The following is a 19,566-nucleotide window of genomic DNA, read 5'->3' on the forward strand; positions in this document are numbered from 1 at the left end:
TCTATACTCCTAAGATTTTTTGAGTTTATTTTTTAAGGCTAGGACATGGTTTAAAAATTCATAGAAAATGCTATCTTTGGTGAAGACAAGTAGACCAATATAAGAGATGGCTGATAGCAAGACAATCAAACCAGTATTAATCAAAAATGGCAAATGAATGACCATATCCACAGGATACAAGAAATTAATCAGGAAATAAATTCCTACAAAGGAAAGTGAAAAGAGAGAGTATCGAATAGTATAGCTAAAGATATGTCCTAAGTGAATAAGTTGTTTCCTATGGATGAAAATGATATAGAAAACAAGTAGAGAGGCCTCTGATAACATAGTTGTCAGTAAATAGTATTCAGGAGCCACGATATGGTTGAAAAAGAGGAGACTATTTAAGCCCAAATTGAGTAGCCCAGCAAAGACTGTATAGACTGTGATACGTTTTTCATAGCCGTTTGTAAAGAGAATTTGGGAACCAAGAATGGTATCTAGTGCCAGGATAATCGTACGAAAAGCGAAGAGAGAGGTTAAGATACCGCCTCCGATATATTTTTCACTACCGTAAAGGAGGATGGCATTTGGTCCTAAAACCATGAGCCCAAAACTTAAAGGAATGATAAAGAAGTTAAAGATTCGACTACCTCTATTAACCAGAGAAACATAGGCTTCTTTGTCTCCTTTACCCAAATAGTAACTGAGACGAGGCACACTCACTCCGATAGCTCCTGTTACAACACCAGCTATAACGGTCACAATTCGTTGAGCCATGGTATAGTAACTAACGTTGACATCAATCCCTGTTTTAACGAGGAAGAGGCGATCTAAAAAAGTGAAGAGCATATTGGCATTGGCAAAGACCAACATGGCTGTCAGAGGGAGAAAGAGCGGTTTAAAATCACTTATGTGGATTTTAACAAGTTTGATCTCTCTTTTGATCCAAAAATAACTAATCAGATAGTTAATTAGTGTCGATAAACTCATTACAAGTGTATAGACAACAATATCGTGTTCATTTTTAACAAATAAGAAAATAGAGACCAGCATCAGGATACGGATGAAGGCAGTTTTGTAAAAGAGAAAACTGTAATTTTCTAGAGCTTCATTGACCCATTCGATTGAAAAAATCTGGGCAATGAGTTGAATCCCCATAACAAGGTAGACTTTTTTGACGATTGGATTATCTGTAAAGAAGAGAGGATAGGCAAGGATATAGACAGCGGTAGTCAAAATCGTACAAGCAATGCACAAATAAAAAAGACTGGAGAAGGTTCTATTCAGATCTTTTTTGTTATCCTTGACATTACTGATGGCCCGTAAACCGTAGTTATAGACCCCATAAGTCGCAAAGGGCAAGAAAAATGACAAAATAGTGTCGACAGAGTTGAAGTAACCATAGCCAGTTCGGTCCAAGACACGCGCGACATAGGTTCCAGTTAGGATGGGAAAAATAATATTTAAGACACGAATTCCCATGTAAGATAGAGCATTTAATTTTATACTTTTCATTCAATTTACCTCGTTTTTCATTATATCATAAAGTCAGCTAATAAGAAATGAAGGGCAGTAATACTCTTCGAAAATCAAATTCAAACCACGTCAGCGTCGCCTTACCGTACTCAAGTACAGCTTACGGCTAGCTTCCTAGTTTGCTTTTTGATTTTCATTGAGTATAAGTCAAGTAATCACTTTGAAGTTTCAAATCTTAATTTTAAGTTTTCTTTAAGGAAAGTATATTATTCTGAAGAACTCTAAAATTTCACAGCCATTTATTGGTAATGACTACAGAATTCCAAGTCATTACTAGAAGTGGACTAGTTTCTTTGAATAATAGAACTCCTTAATCCTTCTATTCTAGAACGGGAGGGCCGGTATTTCTTTTATGATAGAACTAGATTGTGGTATAATAGAGAGAATAAGTTTTTTTAGTAAGACAAAGGAGAAAATAGATGATTTATGCAGGAATTCTTGCTGGTGGAACTGGCACACGCATGGGAATCAGTAACTTGCCAAAACAATTTTTAGAGCTAGGTGATCGACCTATTTTGATTCATACAATTGAAAAATTTGTCTTGGAACCAAGTATTGAAAAAATTGTGGTTGGGGTTCATGGAGACTGGGTTTCTCATGCAGAAGATCTTGTAGATAAATATCTGCCTCTTCATAAGGAACGTATCATCATTACAAAGGGTGGTGCTGACCGCAATACAAGTATTGAAAAAATCATTGAAGCTATCGATGCTTATCGTCCGCTTACTCCAGAGGACATCGTTGTTACCCACGATTCTGTTCGTCCATTCATTACGCTTCGCATGATTCAGGACAATATCCAACTTGCCCACAATCATGACGCAGTGGACACAGTGGTAGAAGCGGTTGATACTATCGTTGAAAGTACCAATGGTCAATTCATTACAGATATTCCAAATCGTGCTCACCTTTATCAAGGACAAACACCTCAAACATTCCGTTGCAAGGACTTCATGGACCTTTATGGCTCTCTTTCTGCTGAAGAGAAAGAAATCTTGACAGATGCATGTAAAATCTTTGTCATTAAAGGAAAAGATGTAGCCTTGGCCAAGGGTGAATACTCAAATCTGAAGATTACAACCGTAACAGATTTGAAGATTGCAAAAAGTATGATTGAGAAAGACTAGTAAAATGATTAATCAAATTTATCAACTAACTAAGCCTAAGTTTATCAATGTCAAATATCAGGAAGAGGCTATTGACCAAGAGAATCATATCCTCATCCGCCCTAATTATATGGCGGTCTGTCATGCGGATCAGCGTTACTACCAAGGAAAACGTGATCCAAAGATTTTGAATAAAAAACTTCCAATGGCAATGATTCACGAGTCATGTGGAACCGTTATTTCTGACCCGACAGGAACCTACGAGGTTGGGCAAAAAGTTGTCATGATTCCCAATCATCCTCCTATGCAGAGTGATGAAGAATTCTATGAGAACTACATGACAGGGACTCATTTCTTGTCTAGTGGATTTGATGGCTTTATGAGAGAGTTTGTTTCTCTTCCTAAAGATCGTGTGGTGGCTTATGATGCTATTGAAGATACGGTTGCAGCCATTACAGAGTTTGTCAGTGTTGGCATGCATGCCATGAATCGCTTATTGACCCTTGCTCATAGCAAGCGGGACCGAATCGCCGTTATCGGAGATGGAAGTCTAGCATTTGTGGTTGCCAATATTATCAATTATACTTTGCCAGAAGCAGAGATTGTGGTTATTGGTCGTCATTGGGAAAAATTGGAACTTTTCTCTTTTGCCAAAGAATGCTATATTACTGATAATATTCCTGAAGATTTGGCCTTTGACCATGCTTTTGAGTGTTGTGGTGGTGATGGTACTGGACCGGCTATAAATGACCTGATTCGCTACATTCGTCCTCAGGGAACGATTCTCATGATGGGAGTTAGCGAATATAAAGTCAATCTCAATACTCGCGATGCCTTAGAAAAAGGCTTGCTCTTGGTTGGTTCCTCTCGTTCTGGTCGCATTGATTTTGAAAATGCCATCCAAATGATGGAAGTCAAGAAATTTGCCAATCGTCTTAAAAATATCCTTTATCTAGAAGAACCTGTAAGAGAAATTAAAGATATTCACCGTGTCTTTGCGACCGATTTAAACACAGCCTTTAAAACCGTGTTTAAGTGGGAAGTATAAGTGCTGGAGGTTAATTGTGGAGAAAATCATTAAAGAGAAAATTTCTTCCTTACTTAGTCAAGAAGAGGAAGTCCTCAGTGTTGAACAACTGGGGGGAATGACCAATCAAAACTATTTGGTCAAAACAACAAATAAGCAATACATTGTTAAATTCTTTGGTAAAGGGACAGAAAAGCTTATCAATCGTCAAGATGAAAAGTACAATCTTGAACTACTAAAGGATTTAGACTTAGATGTAAAAAATTATCTTTTTGATATTGAAGCTGGTATCAAAGTAAATGAGTATATCGAATCTGCGATTACGCTTGATTCAACTACAATCAAGACCAAATTTGATAAAATTGCTCCAATATTACAAACTATTCATGCTTCTGGCAAGGAATTAAGAGGAGAATTTGCTCCTTTTGAAGAAATCAAAAAATACGAATCCTTGATTGAAGAGAAAATCCCTTATGCCAACTATGAAGCTGTTCGAGAAGAAGTCTTCTCCTTAGAGAAAAGACTGGCTGACTTAGGTGTTGACAGAAAATCTTGTCATATCGATTTGGTGCCTGAAAACTTTATAGAATCACCTCAAGGACGTCTATATCTGATTGACTGGGAATATTCATCAATGAATGATCCAATGTGGGATTTGGCAGCCCTCTTTTTAGAGTCCGAATTTACTCGTCAAGAGGAAGAAGACTTCTTGTCTCACTATGAGAGTGAGCAAACACCTGTCTCTCGTGAAAAGATTGCCATTTATAAAATTTTACAAGACACTATTTGGAGTCTATGGACTGTCTATAAGGAAGAGCAAGGTGCAGATTTTGGTGACTATGGTGTGAGTCGTTACCAAAGAGCTGTTAAAGGTTTGGCTTCTTATGGAGGTTCAGATGAAAAATAAAAATGGAGTTTCTTTTGGTCTACTCTCAGGTATTTTCTGGGGTTTAGGTCTAACAATTAGTGCTTACATCTTTTCGATTTTTACAGATTTGTCACCCTTTGTAGTGGCTGCTGCTCATGATTTTTTGAGCATCTTTATCTTACTAGCTTTTCTTTTAGTGAAAGAAGGGAAAGTTCGCCTCTCAATTTTCTTAAATATTCGCAATGTTAGTGTTATCATCGGAGCCTTGCTAGCAGGCCCTATCGGTATGCAGGCCAATCTTTATGCGGTTAAGTATATCGGAAGTTCCTTGGCTTCATCAGTATCGGCTATTTACCCTGCGATTTCAGTTTTATTGGCTTTCTTCTTTTTGAAGCACAAGATTTCGAAAAATACTGTGTTTGGGATTGTCTTGATTATTGGAGGGATTATTGCTCAGACCTATAAGGTTGAACAGGTCAATTCCTTCTACATTGGGATTCTTTGTGCTTTGGTTTGTGCCATTGCATGGGGGAGTGAGAGTGTCCTTAGCTCCTTTGCCATGGAAAGTGAATTGAGTGAAATCGAAGCCCTCTTAATCCGTCAAGTAACTTCATTCTTGTCCTATCTTGTGATTGTGCTCTTCTCTCATCAGTCATTTGCTGCAGTGGCCAATGGACAATTGCTAGGTCTTATGATTGTCTTTGCAGCCTTTGATATGATTTCCTACTTGGCTTATTATATCGCTATCAATCGCTTGCAACCAGCCAAGGCTACAGGTCTTAACGTGAGTTATGTAGTTTGGACTGTCTTGTTTGCAGTTGTTTTCTTGGGTGCACCGCTAGATATGCTGACAATTATTACGTCACTTGTCGTTATTGCTGGAGTTTATATTATTATTAAAGAATAAAGGAGATTCGTGTGAAAGCCATTATCTTAGCAGCGGGATTGGGAACTCGCTTGCGTCCTATGACTGAAAATACCCCTAAAGCCTTGGTTCAGGTTAATCAAAAACCTTTGATTGAATACCAGATTGAGTTTCTCAAAGAAAAGGGAATCCATGATATCATCATCATTGTTGGTTACCTTAAAGAACAATTCGATTACTTAAAAGACAAATACGGTGTTCGCCTCGTTTTCAATGATAGATACGCTGACTACAATAACTTTTACTCTCTCTATCTTGTAAAAGAAGAATTGGCTAACAGCTATGTTATTGATGCAGATAACTACCTCTTTAAAAATATGTTCCGCAATGATTTGACACGTTCGACTTATTTTAGTGTTTATCGTGAAGATTGTACCAACGAATGGTTCTTGGTCTATGGAGACGACTACAAGGTTCAAGATATTACTGTTGATAGCAAGGCTGGTCGTATCCTTAGTGGTGTATCCTTCTGGGATGCTCCAACTGCAGAAAAGATTGTCGGCTTTATCGATAAGGCCTATGCAAGTGGTGAATTTGTTGATCTCTATTGGGACAATATGGTTAAGGATAATATCAAAGAGCTAGATGTCTATGTTGAAGAATTAGAAGGCAATAGCATCTATGAGATCGATAGTGTCCAAGACTATCATAAATTAGAAGAAATTCTTAAAAACGAAAATTAAAAATTTTGTATGTGAGTTATAGTCTCGATAAAAATAGTTACATCAAAATGAAATAGGAATTAGGTGAATCAATTGGGGAAGTCAAATTAGTGTGTTCGTCTCCTATTTCAATCTATTATACAAGAAAAGTGCAAATAAGAAATCTCCAGATTAGGAACCGTCAGTGAGTTCTCTAGTCTGGAGATTTTTGGCTCTTTGTCAACTGTAGTGGGTTGAAGAAAAGCTAAGCTCGAGAAAGGACAAATTTCGTCCTTTCTTTTTTGATATTCAGAGCGATAAAAATCCGTTTTTTGAAGTTTTCAAAGTTCCGAAATCCAAAGGCATTGCGCTTGATAAGTTTGATGAGATTATTGGTGGCTTCCAGTTTGGCGTTGGAATAGGGTAGTTGAAGGGCGTTGGCAATTTTCTCTTTATCCTTGAGGAAGGTTTTAAAGACAGTCTGAAAAAGAGGATGAACCTGCTTTAGATTGTCCTCAATGAGCCCGAAAAATTTATCCGGTTCCTTATTCTGAAAGTGAAAAAGCAAGAGTTGATAGAGATGGTAGTGATGTTTCAAGTCTTCTGAATAGCTCAAAAGCTTGTCTAGAATTTCTTTATTCGTCAAGTGCATGCGAAAAGTAGGGCGATAAAAACGTTTATAGCTGAGTTTCCGACTATCTTGTTGGATGAGTTTCCAGTAGCGTTTGATAGCCTTGTATTCATGGGATTTTCGATGAAACTGATTCATGATTTGGACACGCATACGACTCATAGCACGGCTCATGTGTTGGACAATATGGAAACGATCCAACACGATTTTAGCGTTTGGAAAAAGCTGTTTAGCCAAGTCATAGTAGGGGTTAAACATATCCATAGTAATGATTTTCACCTGACAACGAACGGCTCTATCGTAGCGCAGAAAGTGATTTCGGATGATAGCTTGTGTTCTACCCTCAAGAACAGTGATGATATTGAGCTTGTCAAAATCTTGCGCAATAAAGCTCATCTTTCCCTTTGTAAAGGCGTACTCGTCCCAGGACATAATCTCAGGGAGGTAAGAAAAATCAGACTTAAAACGGAAATCATTGAGCTTACGAATGACAGTTGAAGTTGAAATAGCCAGCTGATGAGCAATATCGGTCATAGAAGACTTTTCAATCAATTTTTGCGCAATTTTTTGGTTGATAATACGAGGGATTTGGTGATTTTTCTTGACGAGAGAGGTTTCGGCGACCATCATTTTTGAACAGTGATAGCACTTGAATCGACGCTTTCTAAGGAGAATTCTAGTAGGCATACCAGTCGTTTCAAGATAAGGAATTTTAGAAGGTTTTTGAAAATCATATTTCTTCATTTGACTTCCGCACTCAGGGCAAGATGGGGCCTCACAATCTAGTTTAGCAATGATTTCTTTGTGGGTATCCATATTAACAACATCCATAATTTGGATATTAGGGTCTTTAATGTCTAGTAATTTTGTGATAAAATGTAATTGTTCCATATGATTCTTTCTAATGATGGTTTTGTCGCTTTTCATTATAGATCTTATGGAACTTTTTTTCTACAACAAAATAGGCTCCATAATATCTATAGGGGATTTACCCACTACAAATATTATAGAGCCAGATTTTTCAATATACTTCGTTATTGGGCGGTTACGATTTACTATAAATGAGTATAAAATTGAGTTTTGTCTAGCTTCTAGCTCATTCATTTGTTGTCTTAGATAACTCGCGTCCCACTTGACCATCTTTTAAACAATTAATCTCGGAAACAGCGCTATTCTTAGCCGTGTCAATACTATTTTGATCTTGGCTTGGTCAATTTGAGGTGTTGAATCGTATTCTTTGGACTCTATGGCTGCTTTCACAGCATTCTCCTCTTTCGTAAGATGTTGGATACCATTAATCGTAGCCTTCTTCTCGTTAGCTTTTGTCTGTAGTTCTTGCTTAGCCCCATCCCTATCAATTGGTGCTGTAGCTCTAACGCTATTTGTCGAGAATCCAGACTTCATTCCTTCAGAATAGACAGTATCTGTCCCTTTATGGACATAAGCAACCACTACTCTGACATCTCCTTCGCCAAGTTTTGAATCTCGGTATTCAGGTGGAACAAAATTAAAAGTTCCAGAAACGGTGACACGTGTCTTTGCTATGGTATGGTAGCCCTGAGCCTCATTGTTATAGCTATAAGGATTAGGTGAACCACCACGTACTAAATAAGCCATCAACTCAGCGCCATCTGGTGTGTTACCAGGTTCCGCTTTTACACCAATAGTTCCCGAAATTATCGGCTTAGTCTCGGCTTTACCTTCTAACTCCTTATTAGTTGTCGTAATCCTCGCATCAGGTAAAGGTCTAGCAATAGTTAGTGTATTCTGATTTGTATTTCCTGAAGAATCTGTCGCAACAACCGTTACTCTGGTGTAACCATGCCTATCAACCGGCATTCTTCCTCGCAAATCTACATATCCCAATCCATTTGTAAGAGTTAATCCTGTCGCTGATAGTCCTGTGCCTTCCAGACCATTAACTGTAATACTCCTAACGGTCTTACCACTGAAAGATTTGACGGTTATTCGGAGGTTATTTCCAAAGGCTTCACCTGTACTTAGCGTTCGTAGAGTTTCTTCGCTATATTGTGGAACACTAGTTGTACCCTTACCGAATCCTATTTTCAAGGAATTATCAACGGATCTCGCTTTCCTAGATTTAGGAATGTCGCTACTACCTTTTTCAACACCATTCTTTAATTGGGCTACCTTTTTATACTCCTCAAGTGCAGCATTAAAGACCTCCTGATTGACAAGCCCATTTTCTGATTGCCCCAATGCTTCGTTGAATTTATCATAGGCTTCCTTGAGTTTTTGGACTTGTTCTGGATTTTCAGTGCTGGTCTTCAGTTCTTGGAGGAGTTTATGAATTTTGTCCGATAGAGGATAGCTTCCTCTACCTAAATAGGAGATTTTAACTTTGATTTAACAGAGATAGAATCATAATAAGAATGATACAGCAAACTGAAGCTAGAATAGTAGACCTTGGTTTTTAAAATATTGTTAAAAATTAGTTTGAATTTCTCAACTAATTTATGCAGTTATTACTTCGTTCTGTTATAAAAAATCAAACGCTCCCTTCTCATGATGGCAAAAACAAGCATGTAATAAAAAATTAATAATTCTGACATTTTAAGATATAGAGCTTGCAATCATTGATAAAATCAGCTACCATGAGTAAGTAAGTAAGTAAGTAAGTAAGTAAGTAAGTAAGTAAGTAAGTAAGTAAGTAAGTAAGTAAGTAAGTAAGTAAGTAAGTAAGTAAGTAAGTAAGTAAGTAAGTAAGTAAGTAAGTAAATTTGTCTCGATTATGATATAATAATTAAACTAGGTGAACTTTGCTAGTAGGAGAAGCAATATTTTGCCACTAGATATAAACATGAGACTTCCTTTCCAAAATAACATGACAACATTATTAATATTTGCTAAACCTACTAGACAGTTATCCTAGTTTTTTGAATAGAATGAATAGATAAAAGGAGTTACGAATATGACGCCAGAAGAAATGTACCTGACAGAGCGATTAGATGTACAGATAGCTCATTTTTTAAAGAAAAGCGTTCAACATCGTAGACGCTATAAGGTATTAAAAATAACAGAAATTGTGGCAGGTTTCCTCATAGCTGTCTTTTGTGCTATTCCTATGCCAGGTGATCGCTACCGTTTGATTTCGGTTGCCTTGTCCAGTTTAGGCTTGCTGTGTGAAGGGATTCTCAATTTGTATAATGCCAAAGAACACTGGATTTCTTACCAAAAAACTGCGCAACTCCTGGAGAGAGAAAAATTCCTCTATCAATGTCAAACAGAGAAATATGCAGGAAAAACCAAGGCTTTTGCCCTATTTGTCAAGACATGCGAAGGTCTTATCTCAGAGGAAATCAACCAGTGGGAAAGTATCCAGTCAAAAGAAGTGGCAACTAGTGCAGAAGCTCCAGGGCAAAAAGAATAGGAGGTGGAGGAAATGTCTCAATCCAGCTACCTGTCGCCCTTGCTCTGGTTGAAAAAAGAAGCCGACAAGGAAAAGATGAGCGCAACTCAGTGCCAGATATTTTTCTTTTATTATCAACTGTTTGAACTCTTATTTGCTAGAGAAAGCGACTTGAGAGACTTATGTCTGGGAAGGCAAGGTTTTTATTTCTCGCAGTTAGAGAAAGATTTGCTTTCTGGAGTTTCCCAATTTCTAAAAAACTTGGAGGGAAAAGGGACTCTCAAGGCTAACCAAGAAGTATCAGCTCGCAAAGCCCTTTTTCTAGCCTTGACAACTAGCCAATCAGATTGGCAGGAGTTAGCTCCTGTTTTTGATTTTTATCAGACTATCGGGAGGCTTGAACATCCTTCTCTATTGAGTTCTCAGGACAGACAAGATCTGATGTGGATTTACCAGTCAGCTTTGGAGAAGGATTATAGTGTCAAGGTAATTGGCGACAAGCATTTTGTATTGAAGAGACAAGATGCTACTAAATTGACAGGGCGCCAAACTCAAACTTTGGAAGCACTGAGTCAATCAGAAGACTTGGTCAATCCTGTCTATGTTACATTAGGAGAAAAGGGGGTGCTCTTGCTTGATTAAGAGAGGAGATGTTGTGGCTCTTTATTTGCCTTTTCCAAGTATTAGTAGCGATTTGGCTGTGAAGAATCATATGTATATTTGTATTGACAACAGCATGACTAAAAACAAAGAGTTGGTTAAAAACCAGACCTTCAAACCAGCTCTCTTGACCAGACGTTTGGTCAAGAACTTTATGATAGAAGAGCCGGATCTAGCTCGTAATCCTTTTACAAGACCAACCTTGATTGACTTAGATAAGGTATTTATGTTGGATAATACGGTCATTCCGACTTCTTATCTAGCCAGACGGCGACGCAATGTCTCAGAAGAATTGTACGAGGAAATTTTGGATCACTTAGTCCAACCACGGCTGATTTCACTAAACAAGTCTGAGTTTATGCAACTCAATCCAGGAACTTATTAGGAGGTAGAAGATGACAAATAAAGCAGTAAATGACTTTATACTAGCTATGGATTATGATAAAAAGAAACTCTTGACCCATCAGGGAGAGAGTATTGAAAATCGTTTCATCAAAGAGGGTAATCAGCTACCCGATGAGTTTGTTGTTATCGAAAGAAAGAAGCGGAGCTTGTCGACAAACACAAGTGATATTTCCGTGACGGCTACCAACGATAGTCGCCTCTATCCTGGAGCGCTTCTCGTAGTGGATGAGACCTTGTTAGAGAACAATCCCACTCTTCTTGCGGTCGATCGTGCTCCGATGACTTATAGTATTGATTTGCCTGGTTTGGCAAGTAGTGATAGCTTTCTCCAAGTAGAAGATCCCAGCAATTCAAGTGTTCGCGGAGCGGTAAACGATTTGTTGGCTAAGTGGCATCAAGATTATGGTCAGGTCAATAATGTCCCAGCTAGAATGCAGTATGAAAAAATCACGGCTCACAGCATGGAACAACTCAAGGTCAAGTTTGGTTCTGACTTTGAAAAGACAGGGAATTCTCTTGATATTGATTTTAATTCTGTCCATTCGGGCGAAAAGCAGATTCAGATTGTTAATTTTAAGCAGATTTATTATACAGTTAGCGTAGATGCTGTTAAAAATCCAGGAGATGTGTTTCAAGATACTGTAACGGTAGAGGATTTGAGGCAGAGAGGAATTTCTGCCGATCGTCCTTTGGTCTATATTTCGAGTGTTGCTTACGGGCGTCAGGTTTATCTCAAGTTGGAAACTACGAGTAAGAGTGATGAAGTAGAGGCTGCTTTTGAAGCTTTGATAAAAGGAGTCAAGGTGGCTCCTCAGACAGAGTGGAAGCAGATTTTGGACAATACAGAAGTGAAGGCAGTTATTTTAGGGGGCGACCCGAGTTCGGGTGCCCGAGTTGTAACAGGCAAGGTGGATATGGTAGAGGACTTGATTCAAGAAGGCAGTCGCTTTACAGCAGATCATCCAGGCTTGCCGATTTCCTATACAACTTCTTTTTTACGGGACAATGTAGTTGCGACCTTTCAAAACAGTACAGACTATGTTGAGACTAAGGTGACAGCTTACAGAAACGGAGATTTACTGCTGGATCATAGTGGTGCCTATGTTGCCCAATATTACATTACTTGGGATGAATTATCCTATGATAATCAAGGTAAGGAAGTCTTGACTCCTAAGGCTTGGGACAGAAATGGGCAGGATTTGACGGCTCACTTTACCACTAGTATTCCTTTAAAAGGGAATGTTCGCAATCTCTCTGTCAAAATTAGAGAGTGTACCGGACTTGCCTGGGAATGGTGGCGTACGGTTTATGAAAAAACCGATTTGCCACTAGTGCGTAAGCGGACGATTTCTATTTGGGGAACGACTCTTTATCCTCAGGTAGAAGATAAGGTAGAGAATGACTAGGAGAGGAGAATGCTTGCGACAAAAAGAGTGAATGGCGATTTGTTTTCAGGACTTATCACAGATGTGGATGAGGAAATCATGAATAGCGATCAAAATCGCCTTGATATTGATACTATTGTCATCCACCATAATGGTGGGCTGAGTGATGAGGGGGCTAGAAGTACTTGGTATGTCTCTACAGGTCATGGCACATCTGCTCACTATCAGGTGACTCCTGATAAGATATGGGGGTGTGTTGGTGAAGAGAGCGTTGCCTATCATGCTGGCAACTATGAAGTCAATCAGCGTTCGATTGGTATTGAACACTTAAATAACCGTGGGGAACCTGACTGGACTATTGCAGAGGAAACCTACTGGAACTCAGCACGTTTGATTGCAGATATTTGTAATCGTTATAATTTACCAATCAATCGTGAGACCATCCATCCTCATCAAGAATTTACAGCTACAGATTGCCCTGGTGGGATTGATCTCAATCGGCTCATCCGGATGGCAGCTGAGATTCTTGCTGGAGATAGTTTCCAAGTTTCAAAAGAGGAACAGCCTCGAGATGGGGATGGACAGCGCCTAGTGCGTGTGGTGGATGATGACCTCTACATCCGAACAGGCCCAGGTCTGGCTTATCCTGACAAAGGTTTTTGTCCTCTTGGGACTTTTACCATCATGCAGGTAGAAGAAGCAGATGGCTATACTTGGGGTTTGTTGAAGTCAGGTAGGGGCTGGATCGCACTAGACTATACAGAAGAAATCAAATAGAAAAAGGAAGGAAGAAAGAATGAAACAAAAATATGAAGGAAACCACAAAGGGGAGAAGGTTTTTCGTTATTCGATAAGGAAGTACCACTTCGGTGCTGCTAGCGTTGCCGTTGCGGCGCTGATGTTTTTTGCCAATGGGACAGTACAGGCACAAACACCTGACATTTCCCCAGCGACAGAGAGCGGAATGACTAGAACCAGCGCCCTTGTAAGCGATTCCTCGGGGGGGTATCTAAAGAACTAAGTGAAGAAAGTCCTGATACAGCCCCTAGTCAGCCTGAACAATCTAAGCAAGGTAATCGAGAAAACCAAGAAGTTTCAAATGAAAACAAGTCTCTAGTAAAAGATAGCGAAGAAGGCAAGAAAGAGAACCAAGCAGAGGCAAGCCGTCCTACTGTAGATAAGTCACTTGCCGAGTCGGCACAAACCAGTCTGCAAGCTCTACTTGCCAATCTGACACTGGACTCAATGAAAGAACTTCACGCTCGTGTAGAAGCAGGTCTAGCACAAGCTAAAGCTGTTCTTGAAAATCCAAACTCCAGTCAAGAAGAGGTCAATGCCCAAGTTCAAGCCATGAAAACCTTGACTGAGGAGGTCAACAAGGCTTTGGCAGGTGGACTCACATCCCCAGCTCAGCTTGGAGAAGGAAGTGGTGCGACTCAGAGTGAACCAAGTCCGACTCCTAAACGAGGGCGAGGTCGTAGGGGGCAACTAACCCCTCCTGCCACGCCGGCACCAGCAGAAAATCAAGAAGCCAAGGAGACGGAGGAGGAAGCTACAGACTACACAAATGGTCAGGGTAGCTATCCTTTATCGGACAAAATCCATAAACTCCTCCAAGAACTGAAGACCAGCACTGAAAATCCAGAACAGATCCAAAAACTGAAAGAGGCTTACGATAAACTCAATGAAGCATTACAGACGAAAGAAGATGGACTTGTCAATCAGGATGTCTTTAATGCTGCACTTGAGGAGTATAAAAAGGCAACCCAATTAAAGAATGGTGTGGAAAAAGGTATCAGCGATAGTCCTAAATCTAGGAAAGCGAGAGCAAGCTCATCTCTGAGAGTTGGAAAAGTTAGACCTGGTAGAGATGAGTATTCCAACTATCCTGAGGATACTATTGGAGACTACAAACTCCAAGGTTATGGTGTAAGCTTTAAGGCGATGTCAGATGGGAAAACGATTCGAGAAATTAGCATTACAGGAATTGAGGGTTTAAATCTAACTGTATCCAAATCTGGCGAAGGAACTTCTGTAGCTCGTCTGAAACTAACAGGAGACATTCCTAGAACCGAGTTCGGTGTCAGAAAATATACAGTTAAGGCTGTGGATAGTTCGGGACATGAACAAATATATCAGGGAGTCTTCCGTTTTCCTGTTCCAAAAGCTAGTTTTATTACAACAAATAAGCAACTTGAGGGCAAGGCAGGAACTATTCCTCAGGACCCAACTTACCAGGATGTAACTAAGTATATTCAAGCTAAGCTTCCTGGTCCAGTAAATCAAAAAAATGTACCAGACGGAGCCGAATTACGTGTCTATCTAGTGAGAGGAGGAAGAAATTACGATGGATACGATGTGCAAATCCCACATGCAAGAGGATTTACGAAGATTGCAGATGGACTCCCAAATAGTCAAGGAGTGGTAACTTTTACTCCTGATAGATTCAAAAAATACGGTGTAGATAAATTAGGAACAGATGAGCTTAAACTAGTGGCTATGATTGTACGCTCAGGTACGGATACACCACTAGATGGAGAGGGAGCTATATCGTTGCTGTCTGATACTGGTATCCGTGCGACAGTTGATAAGAGCAATCTCTCTACCAAGACTCAAGAGCTAGAAACCGAGTTGAATAAACCAGTTTCTCTCGACGGTAAGACTGAAGACAGTAAACGAGCTTATGAGCAAGCCAAAGAGGCTGCAAAACGAGCAGTTGCCAAAGCGAAGGAAGTTCAACAAGACGGCACAGCGACTGAAGACAAGGTAAGGGAAGCAGAAAGCGGCTTAGCTCAAGCTAAGACAGGGCTTGAAACTGCCAAGAATGGCTTGAGAAATGTTGATAAGAGCAATCTCTCTACCAAGACTCAAGAGCTAGAAACCGAGTTGAATAAACCAGTTTCTCTCGACGGTAAGACTGAAGACAGTAAACGAGCTTATGAGCAAGCCAAAGAGGCTGCAAAACGAGCAGTTGCCAAAGCGAAGGAAGTTCAACAAGACGGCACAGCGACTGAAGACAAGGTAAGGGAAGCAGAAAGCGGCTTAGCTCAAGCTAAGACAGGGCTTGAAACTGCCAAGAATGGCTTGAGAAATGTTGATAAGAGCAATCTCTCTACCAAGACTCAAGAGCTAGAAACCGAGTTGAATAAACCAGTTTCTCTCGACGGTAAGACTGAAGACAGTAAACGAGCTTATGAGCAAGCCAAAGAGGCTGCAAAACGAGCAGTTGCCAAAGCGAAGGAAGTTCAACAAGACGGCACAGCGACTGAAGACAAGGTAAGGGAAGCAGAAAGCGGCTTAGCTCAAGCTAAGACAGGGCTTGAAACTGCCAAGAATGGCTTGAGAAATGTTGATAAGAATGGTAGCCAAACACCAGCTTCTCCTTCGGATACAGCTCAGTCTGGGACAAGTCCTGTGGCTCCGCCATCTGCTACAAGAAATCGCAGAACTCCTCCGCGCCGTGCTCGTAGAAGTGTAGGATTTGTAGGGAATTCCCAAACAGGTACAAACCCAACGACTGTGGACAAGTCAGAACTTCGTACTCTGGTAGAGGATCTGGAACGTCGCTTGCAAGACTTAGCAGGTCTATCTCCTGAAGTACTTGAAGAAGCACAGCGTATTTTGGGAGAGGCGCAAGCAGCTCTTGATAATGAAAACTTAACAGCTCAAGAATTGGCAGACCTCCTTGCTAAAGTTAGACAGGTTCTCAATTCTCTACAAACTGGCACATCAGCTGATAAGAGTCAGTCTGCGTCAAACTTAAATAAAGAAGCAGAAAGTACCAAGGGAGCTAAAAATGAGACAGAAGTCCCTCTATATGGTGTCTTAGGAGCTGCAGTTCTTTCTCTTCTAGGAGCTCTCCTCTTTGCAGTAGCTCGTAAAAAATCCTCTCAACTAGATAAGCTTTCAAGAGAATTGCACCAGCTTGTAGTTGAGCTAGAGGCTAGCGACAAGGATAAAAAAGTTCTAAACAAGGCTAAGAAATTAGCTGATGAAGCACGACTCTTTGTAGATAGCCATCAAAAAGATTCTCAAAAAGAAGCAGAACTAATTTCTGAAATCAAGACTGTTCTCAGTCAACTCAAAGAAGAAGTCTAGTTTTGAAGAAAACACTACTTTCAGGAACTGAGTGAGTAGCTTTGTAGCTATGATGAGGAAATAATAAAATCTCCAGATTAGGAACTATCAGTGAGTTCACTAGTCTGGAGATTTTTCAATATACTTCATTATTGGGGGATTACAAATAGTCAGATGTTTTTTTATTTTTTACAAATTTTTTACGAATAAATAGATGAGTAGAAAAAGAAATGGAGCTATTTATGAAAATCACAAACTATGAAATCTATAAGTTAAAAAAATCAGGTTTGAGCAATCAACAGATTTTGAAAGTGCTAGAATACGGTGAAAGTGTTGATCAAGAACTTTTGTTGGGTGACATTGCAGATATATCAGGTTGCCGAAATCCAGCCGTTTTTATGGAACGTTATTTTCAGATAGATGATTCGCATTTGGAGAAAGAATTTCAAAAATTTCCATCTTTCTCTATTTTAGACGACTGTTATCCTTGGGATTTGAGTGAAATATACGACGCGCCTGTGCTTTTATTTTACAAGGGAAATCTGGACCTCTTGAAATTCCCGAAGGTAGCAGTCGTAGGAAGTCGTGCTTGTAGCAAACAGGGCGCTAAGTCAGTTGAAAAAGTCATTCAGGGCTTGGAAAATGAACTGGTTATCGTCAGTGGATTAGCCAAGGGCATTGACACAGCAGCTCATATGGCAGCTCTCCAGAATGGCGGAAAAACCATTGCAGTGATTGGAACAGGACTGGATGTGTTTTATCCTAAAGCCAATAAACGCTTGCAAGACCACATCGGCAATGATCATCTGATTCTCAGTGAGTATGGACCTGGTGAACAACCTCTGAAATTTCATTTTCCTGCCCGTAATCGCATTATTGCTGGACTTTGCCGTGGTGTGATTGTAGCAGAGGCCAAGATGCGCTCAGGTAGTCTCATTACCTGTGAGAGAGCAATGGAGGAAGGGCGCGATGTCTTTGCTATACCTGGTAGCATTTTAGATGGACTATCAGACGGTTGCCATCATTTGATTCAAGAAGGGGCAAAATTGGTCACCAGTGGGCAAGATGTTCTTGCGGAATTTGAATTTTAAAAATGACCTAAGCTAGAATTCTGAGAAAAAATTAATTTCAAGATAAAATGAAGTAAATATCCCCACAATAAAACGCATCCTATCAGGTTTTCATCACTTGATATTATGCATTTTTTCTAAGTGAATCAGTAGAGTGGGGGACTTTTCTCATAGGAAGGAAAGCAATTTAGTGTAATTGAGAAAGGAGAGTTGCTTGTGACTAATCTTGGTCAGCTTATTATCAGGGAGCAGTATCGTCTCAAGTATTGCCAGTAAGGAAAAATAAATTCTTCAAAAGTAGAGATTACAAGGCTTGTTTAAGAAAGAATTTAAAGACCTTGACAGATAAAAATAAAATGGTTATTATAAAAAATGGTCTGAAATTGATGATGATACTCTTCGAAAATCTTTTTACGTCAGCTCAGCTTTGTCTTGTTGTGTTTTGAGCAAGCTACGGTTAGTTTCCGAGTTTGATTTTCATTTACTAGAAATGAAGCTGATGAGAGATAGCAGTAGACATTTGCGTCAGGATATGATGGAAAATGATAAAAAGACCTCATGAGATTGGCATATCAGACTACTAAAGCATTGAGTTTGTTAGGATTTTATACTCAATGAAAATCAAAGAGCAAACTAGGAAGCTAGCCGCAGGTTGCTTAAAGCACTGCTTTGAGGTTGTAGATAAGACTGACGAAGTCAGCTCAAAACACTGTTTTGAGGTTGCAGATAGAACTGACGAAGTCAGTAACATCTATACGGCAAGGTGAAGCTGACGTGGTTTGAAGAGATTTTCGAAGAGTATTAGCGACTAGTTAGCTAGGAAAGGAAGATATTTGTGACAAATAATAAACTGTATTCGTTGGTAGAATTTAGAAATAAAATATATGAAGAATTAGAACTCTCCAGAAGTGATTTAGCGATTTTACTATGTGCCATGCTTATCGCCTCTATCGGATTAAATATGGATTCGACTCCCGTGATTATTGGAGCCATGTTAATCTCTCCTTTGATGACACCTATTCTGGGAGTGGGACTCTCTCTAGCTATATTTGATTTTAAATTGTTAAGAAAATCTTTTAAAATATTAGCTATTCAAATTCTTGCCAGTTTAATAGCTTCAACACTTTATTTTTATCTTTCTCCCATTTCGTATGCTAGTTCGGAGATTGTTGCTAGAACCTCTCCGACTATTTGGGATGTTCTCATTGCTTTTGTAGGAGGGATAGCTGGTATTATTGGTGCTAGGAAAAAAGAGACCAATAATATTGTCCCTGGTGTCGCGATTGCAACTGCCTTGATGCCTCCTCTTTGTACGGTAGGTTACGCTATTGCTTCTGCTAATCTAAAATTTATCATAGGCTCCTCTTACCTATTCCTCATCAATTGTAGCTTTATTGTCATTGCGACTTATATAGGTGTCAGGTTGATGATGGTTAAGAAGCACTATTTTAGAGATAATGAAGAAGACTCTAAAATGCGCAGGATTTTGCTTTTAGTTGCTGTTTTGCTGATGATTCCGAGTTTCATCTCTGCAACGACTTTAGTGAAAGAAACATTGAAAAAAGAGTCCCTTAATAAATTTATATCAGAGCAGTTTCAGGGGCATAATATTTTGAAAAAAACCTATTCTAAAAAGAATCATACCCTAAAGCTAACCATTTCAGGAAATTATTTGACAGAAGAAGAACTCGATATGATTTCCAGTAAGAGGGGGGACTATGGTTTAAGTGATGTTTCTGTTCAAGTTTCACAATTGTCTGATTCAGAACAACTTAGCAAGGAAGAACTGGTAGAGTATTTCTTCCAGTATATCAAGGATAAGGAAGCAAAAGAAAAGGAAAAAGCCAATAAATTTGATACAGAGTCTGAGGAGCAATAATTTC

18 protein-coding genes are annotated in these 19,566 nt (G+C 39.4%); 15 read left to right on the top strand and 3 right to left on the bottom strand.

Annotated features, from left to right (window positions below):
• Nucleotides 1–9: 9 nt before the first annotated feature.
• Entirely contained in the window at nt 10–1,497 is a 1,488-nt protein-coding gene (gene tacF, locus SP4011_RS04880) for a type IV teichoic acid flippase TacF (RefSeq protein ID WP_338620140.1), read from the bottom strand.
• A 440-nt stretch (nt 1,498–1,937) separates the two neighbouring features.
• Between tacF and SP4011_RS04885 the strand changes: the two genes are divergently transcribed.
• The 5 genes from SP4011_RS04885 to SP4011_RS04905 are packed head-to-tail and all read left to right on the top strand — an operon-like array spanning nt 1,938 to nt 6,127.
• Nucleotides 1,938–2,645: a 2-C-methyl-D-erythritol 4-phosphate cytidylyltransferase gene (locus SP4011_RS04885; RefSeq protein ID WP_050243224.1), complete on the top strand. Its 708-nt coding sequence runs from the start codon at nt 1,938–1,940 to the stop codon at nt 2,643–2,645.
• A 4-nt stretch (nt 2,646–2,649) separates the two neighbouring features.
• Complete coding sequence (locus SP4011_RS04890; protein WP_140209064.1) at nt 2,650–3,672, top strand: ribitol-5-phosphate dehydrogenase; 1,023 nt, start codon at nt 2,650–2,652, stop codon at nt 3,670–3,672.
• Between the two features lie 16 nt (nt 3,673–3,688).
• On the top strand, nt 3,689–4,558 hold the full coding sequence (gene licA, locus SP4011_RS04895; protein ID WP_173214173.1) for a choline kinase LicA: 870 nt from the start codon (nt 3,689–3,691) through the stop codon (nt 4,556–4,558).
• Nucleotides 4,548–5,426: a DMT family transporter gene (locus SP4011_RS04900; protein ID WP_057487565.1), complete on the top strand. Its 879-nt coding sequence runs from the start codon at nt 4,548–4,550 to the stop codon at nt 5,424–5,426. Before licA ends, SP4011_RS04900 begins: the two co-directional genes overlap by 11 nt.
• An 11-nt stretch (nt 5,427–5,437) precedes the next feature.
• Nucleotides 5,438–6,127: a sugar phosphate nucleotidyltransferase gene (locus tag SP4011_RS04905; RefSeq protein ID WP_173214175.1), complete on the top strand. Its 690-nt coding sequence runs from the start codon at nt 5,438–5,440 to the stop codon at nt 6,125–6,127.
• Between the two features lie 223 nt (nt 6,128–6,350).
• Here SP4011_RS04905 and SP4011_RS04910 read toward each other — a convergent pair whose 3' ends face one another.
• Together SP4011_RS04910 and SP4011_RS04915 are read right to left on the bottom strand one after the other, a co-directional pair.
• Nucleotides 6,351–7,607, bottom strand: coding sequence for an ISL3 family transposase (locus tag SP4011_RS04910; protein WP_173217988.1), 1,257 nt, complete (start codon nt 7,605–7,607; stop codon nt 6,351–6,353).
• Nucleotides 7,608–7,859: 252 nt separating this feature from the next.
• On the bottom strand, nt 7,860–8,936 hold the full coding sequence (locus SP4011_RS04915; RefSeq protein WP_173219031.1) for a DUF1542 domain-containing protein: 1,077 nt from the start codon (nt 8,934–8,936) through the stop codon (nt 7,860–7,862).
• 712 nt (nt 8,937–9,648) lie between these two features.
• On the opposite strand from SP4011_RS04915, the gene SP4011_RS04920 reads away from it, so the two are divergent.
• The 10 genes from SP4011_RS04920 to SP4011_RS04965 all read left to right on the top strand — a co-directional run bounded on the left by SP4011_RS04920 (nt 9,649) and on the right by SP4011_RS04965 (nt 19,562).
• A complete protein-coding gene (locus tag SP4011_RS04920) occupies nt 9,649–10,107 on the top strand; it encodes a DUF4231 domain-containing protein (RefSeq protein ID WP_173214605.1) in 459 nt (152 codons plus the stop codon).
• 12 nt (nt 10,108–10,119) lie between these two features.
• Nucleotides 10,120–10,728, top strand: a complete 609-nt coding sequence (locus SP4011_RS04925) for a hypothetical protein (protein ID WP_338620146.1) — start codon at nt 10,120–10,122, stop codon at nt 10,726–10,728.
• Nucleotides 10,721–11,131 carry a hypothetical protein gene (locus SP4011_RS04930; protein ID WP_000595751.1) on the top strand — a complete coding sequence of 137 codons (411 nt, stop codon included), beginning with the start codon at nt 10,721–10,723 and terminating at the stop codon, nt 11,129–11,131. The genes SP4011_RS04925 and SP4011_RS04930 overlap by 8 nt, the downstream gene beginning before the upstream one ends.
• A gap of 10 nt (nt 11,132–11,141) precedes the next feature.
• On the top strand, nt 11,142–12,557 hold the full coding sequence (ply, locus tag SP4011_RS04935) for a cholesterol-dependent cytolysin pneumolysin (protein ID WP_173214609.1): 1,416 nt from the start codon (nt 11,142–11,144) through the stop codon (nt 12,555–12,557).
• 9 nt (nt 12,558–12,566) lie between these two features.
• Complete coding sequence (locus SP4011_RS04940; protein WP_173250101.1) at nt 12,567–13,313, top strand: N-acetylmuramoyl-L-alanine amidase; 747 nt, start codon at nt 12,567–12,569, stop codon at nt 13,311–13,313.
• Between the two features lie 19 nt (nt 13,314–13,332).
• Nucleotides 13,333–13,557 (top strand): YSIRK-type signal peptide-containing protein, encoded by a 225-nt coding sequence (locus SP4011_RS04945; protein WP_338620149.1) that lies wholly within the window; start codon nt 13,333–13,335, stop codon nt 13,555–13,557.
• A 224-nt stretch (nt 13,558–13,781) separates the two neighbouring features.
• Nucleotides 13,782–16,634: a hypothetical protein gene (locus SP4011_RS04950; protein ID WP_338620150.1), complete on the top strand. Its 2,853-nt coding sequence runs from the start codon at nt 13,782–13,784 to the stop codon at nt 16,632–16,634.
• Between the two features lie 221 nt (nt 16,635–16,855).
• On the top strand, nt 16,856–17,704 hold the full coding sequence (gene dprA / locus SP4011_RS04955) for a DNA-processing protein DprA (protein WP_173212512.1): 849 nt from the start codon (nt 16,856–16,858) through the stop codon (nt 17,702–17,704).
• A 593-nt stretch (nt 17,705–18,297) separates the two neighbouring features.
• Complete coding sequence (locus tag SP4011_RS04960; RefSeq protein ID WP_240149563.1) at nt 18,298–18,450, top strand: hypothetical protein; 153 nt, start codon at nt 18,298–18,300, stop codon at nt 18,448–18,450.
• A 68-nt stretch (nt 18,451–18,518) separates the two neighbouring features.
• Nucleotides 18,519–19,562: a TIGR00341 family protein gene (locus SP4011_RS04965; RefSeq protein WP_173212514.1), complete on the top strand. Its 1,044-nt coding sequence runs from the start codon at nt 18,519–18,521 to the stop codon at nt 19,560–19,562.
• The last annotated feature ends 4 nt before the right edge of the window (nt 19,563–19,566 follow it).

The sequence above is a fragment of the Streptococcus parapneumoniae genome (genome assembly GCF_037076355.1).
Taxonomy (GTDB): domain Bacteria; phylum Bacillota; class Bacilli; order Lactobacillales; family Streptococcaceae; genus Streptococcus; species Streptococcus parapneumoniae.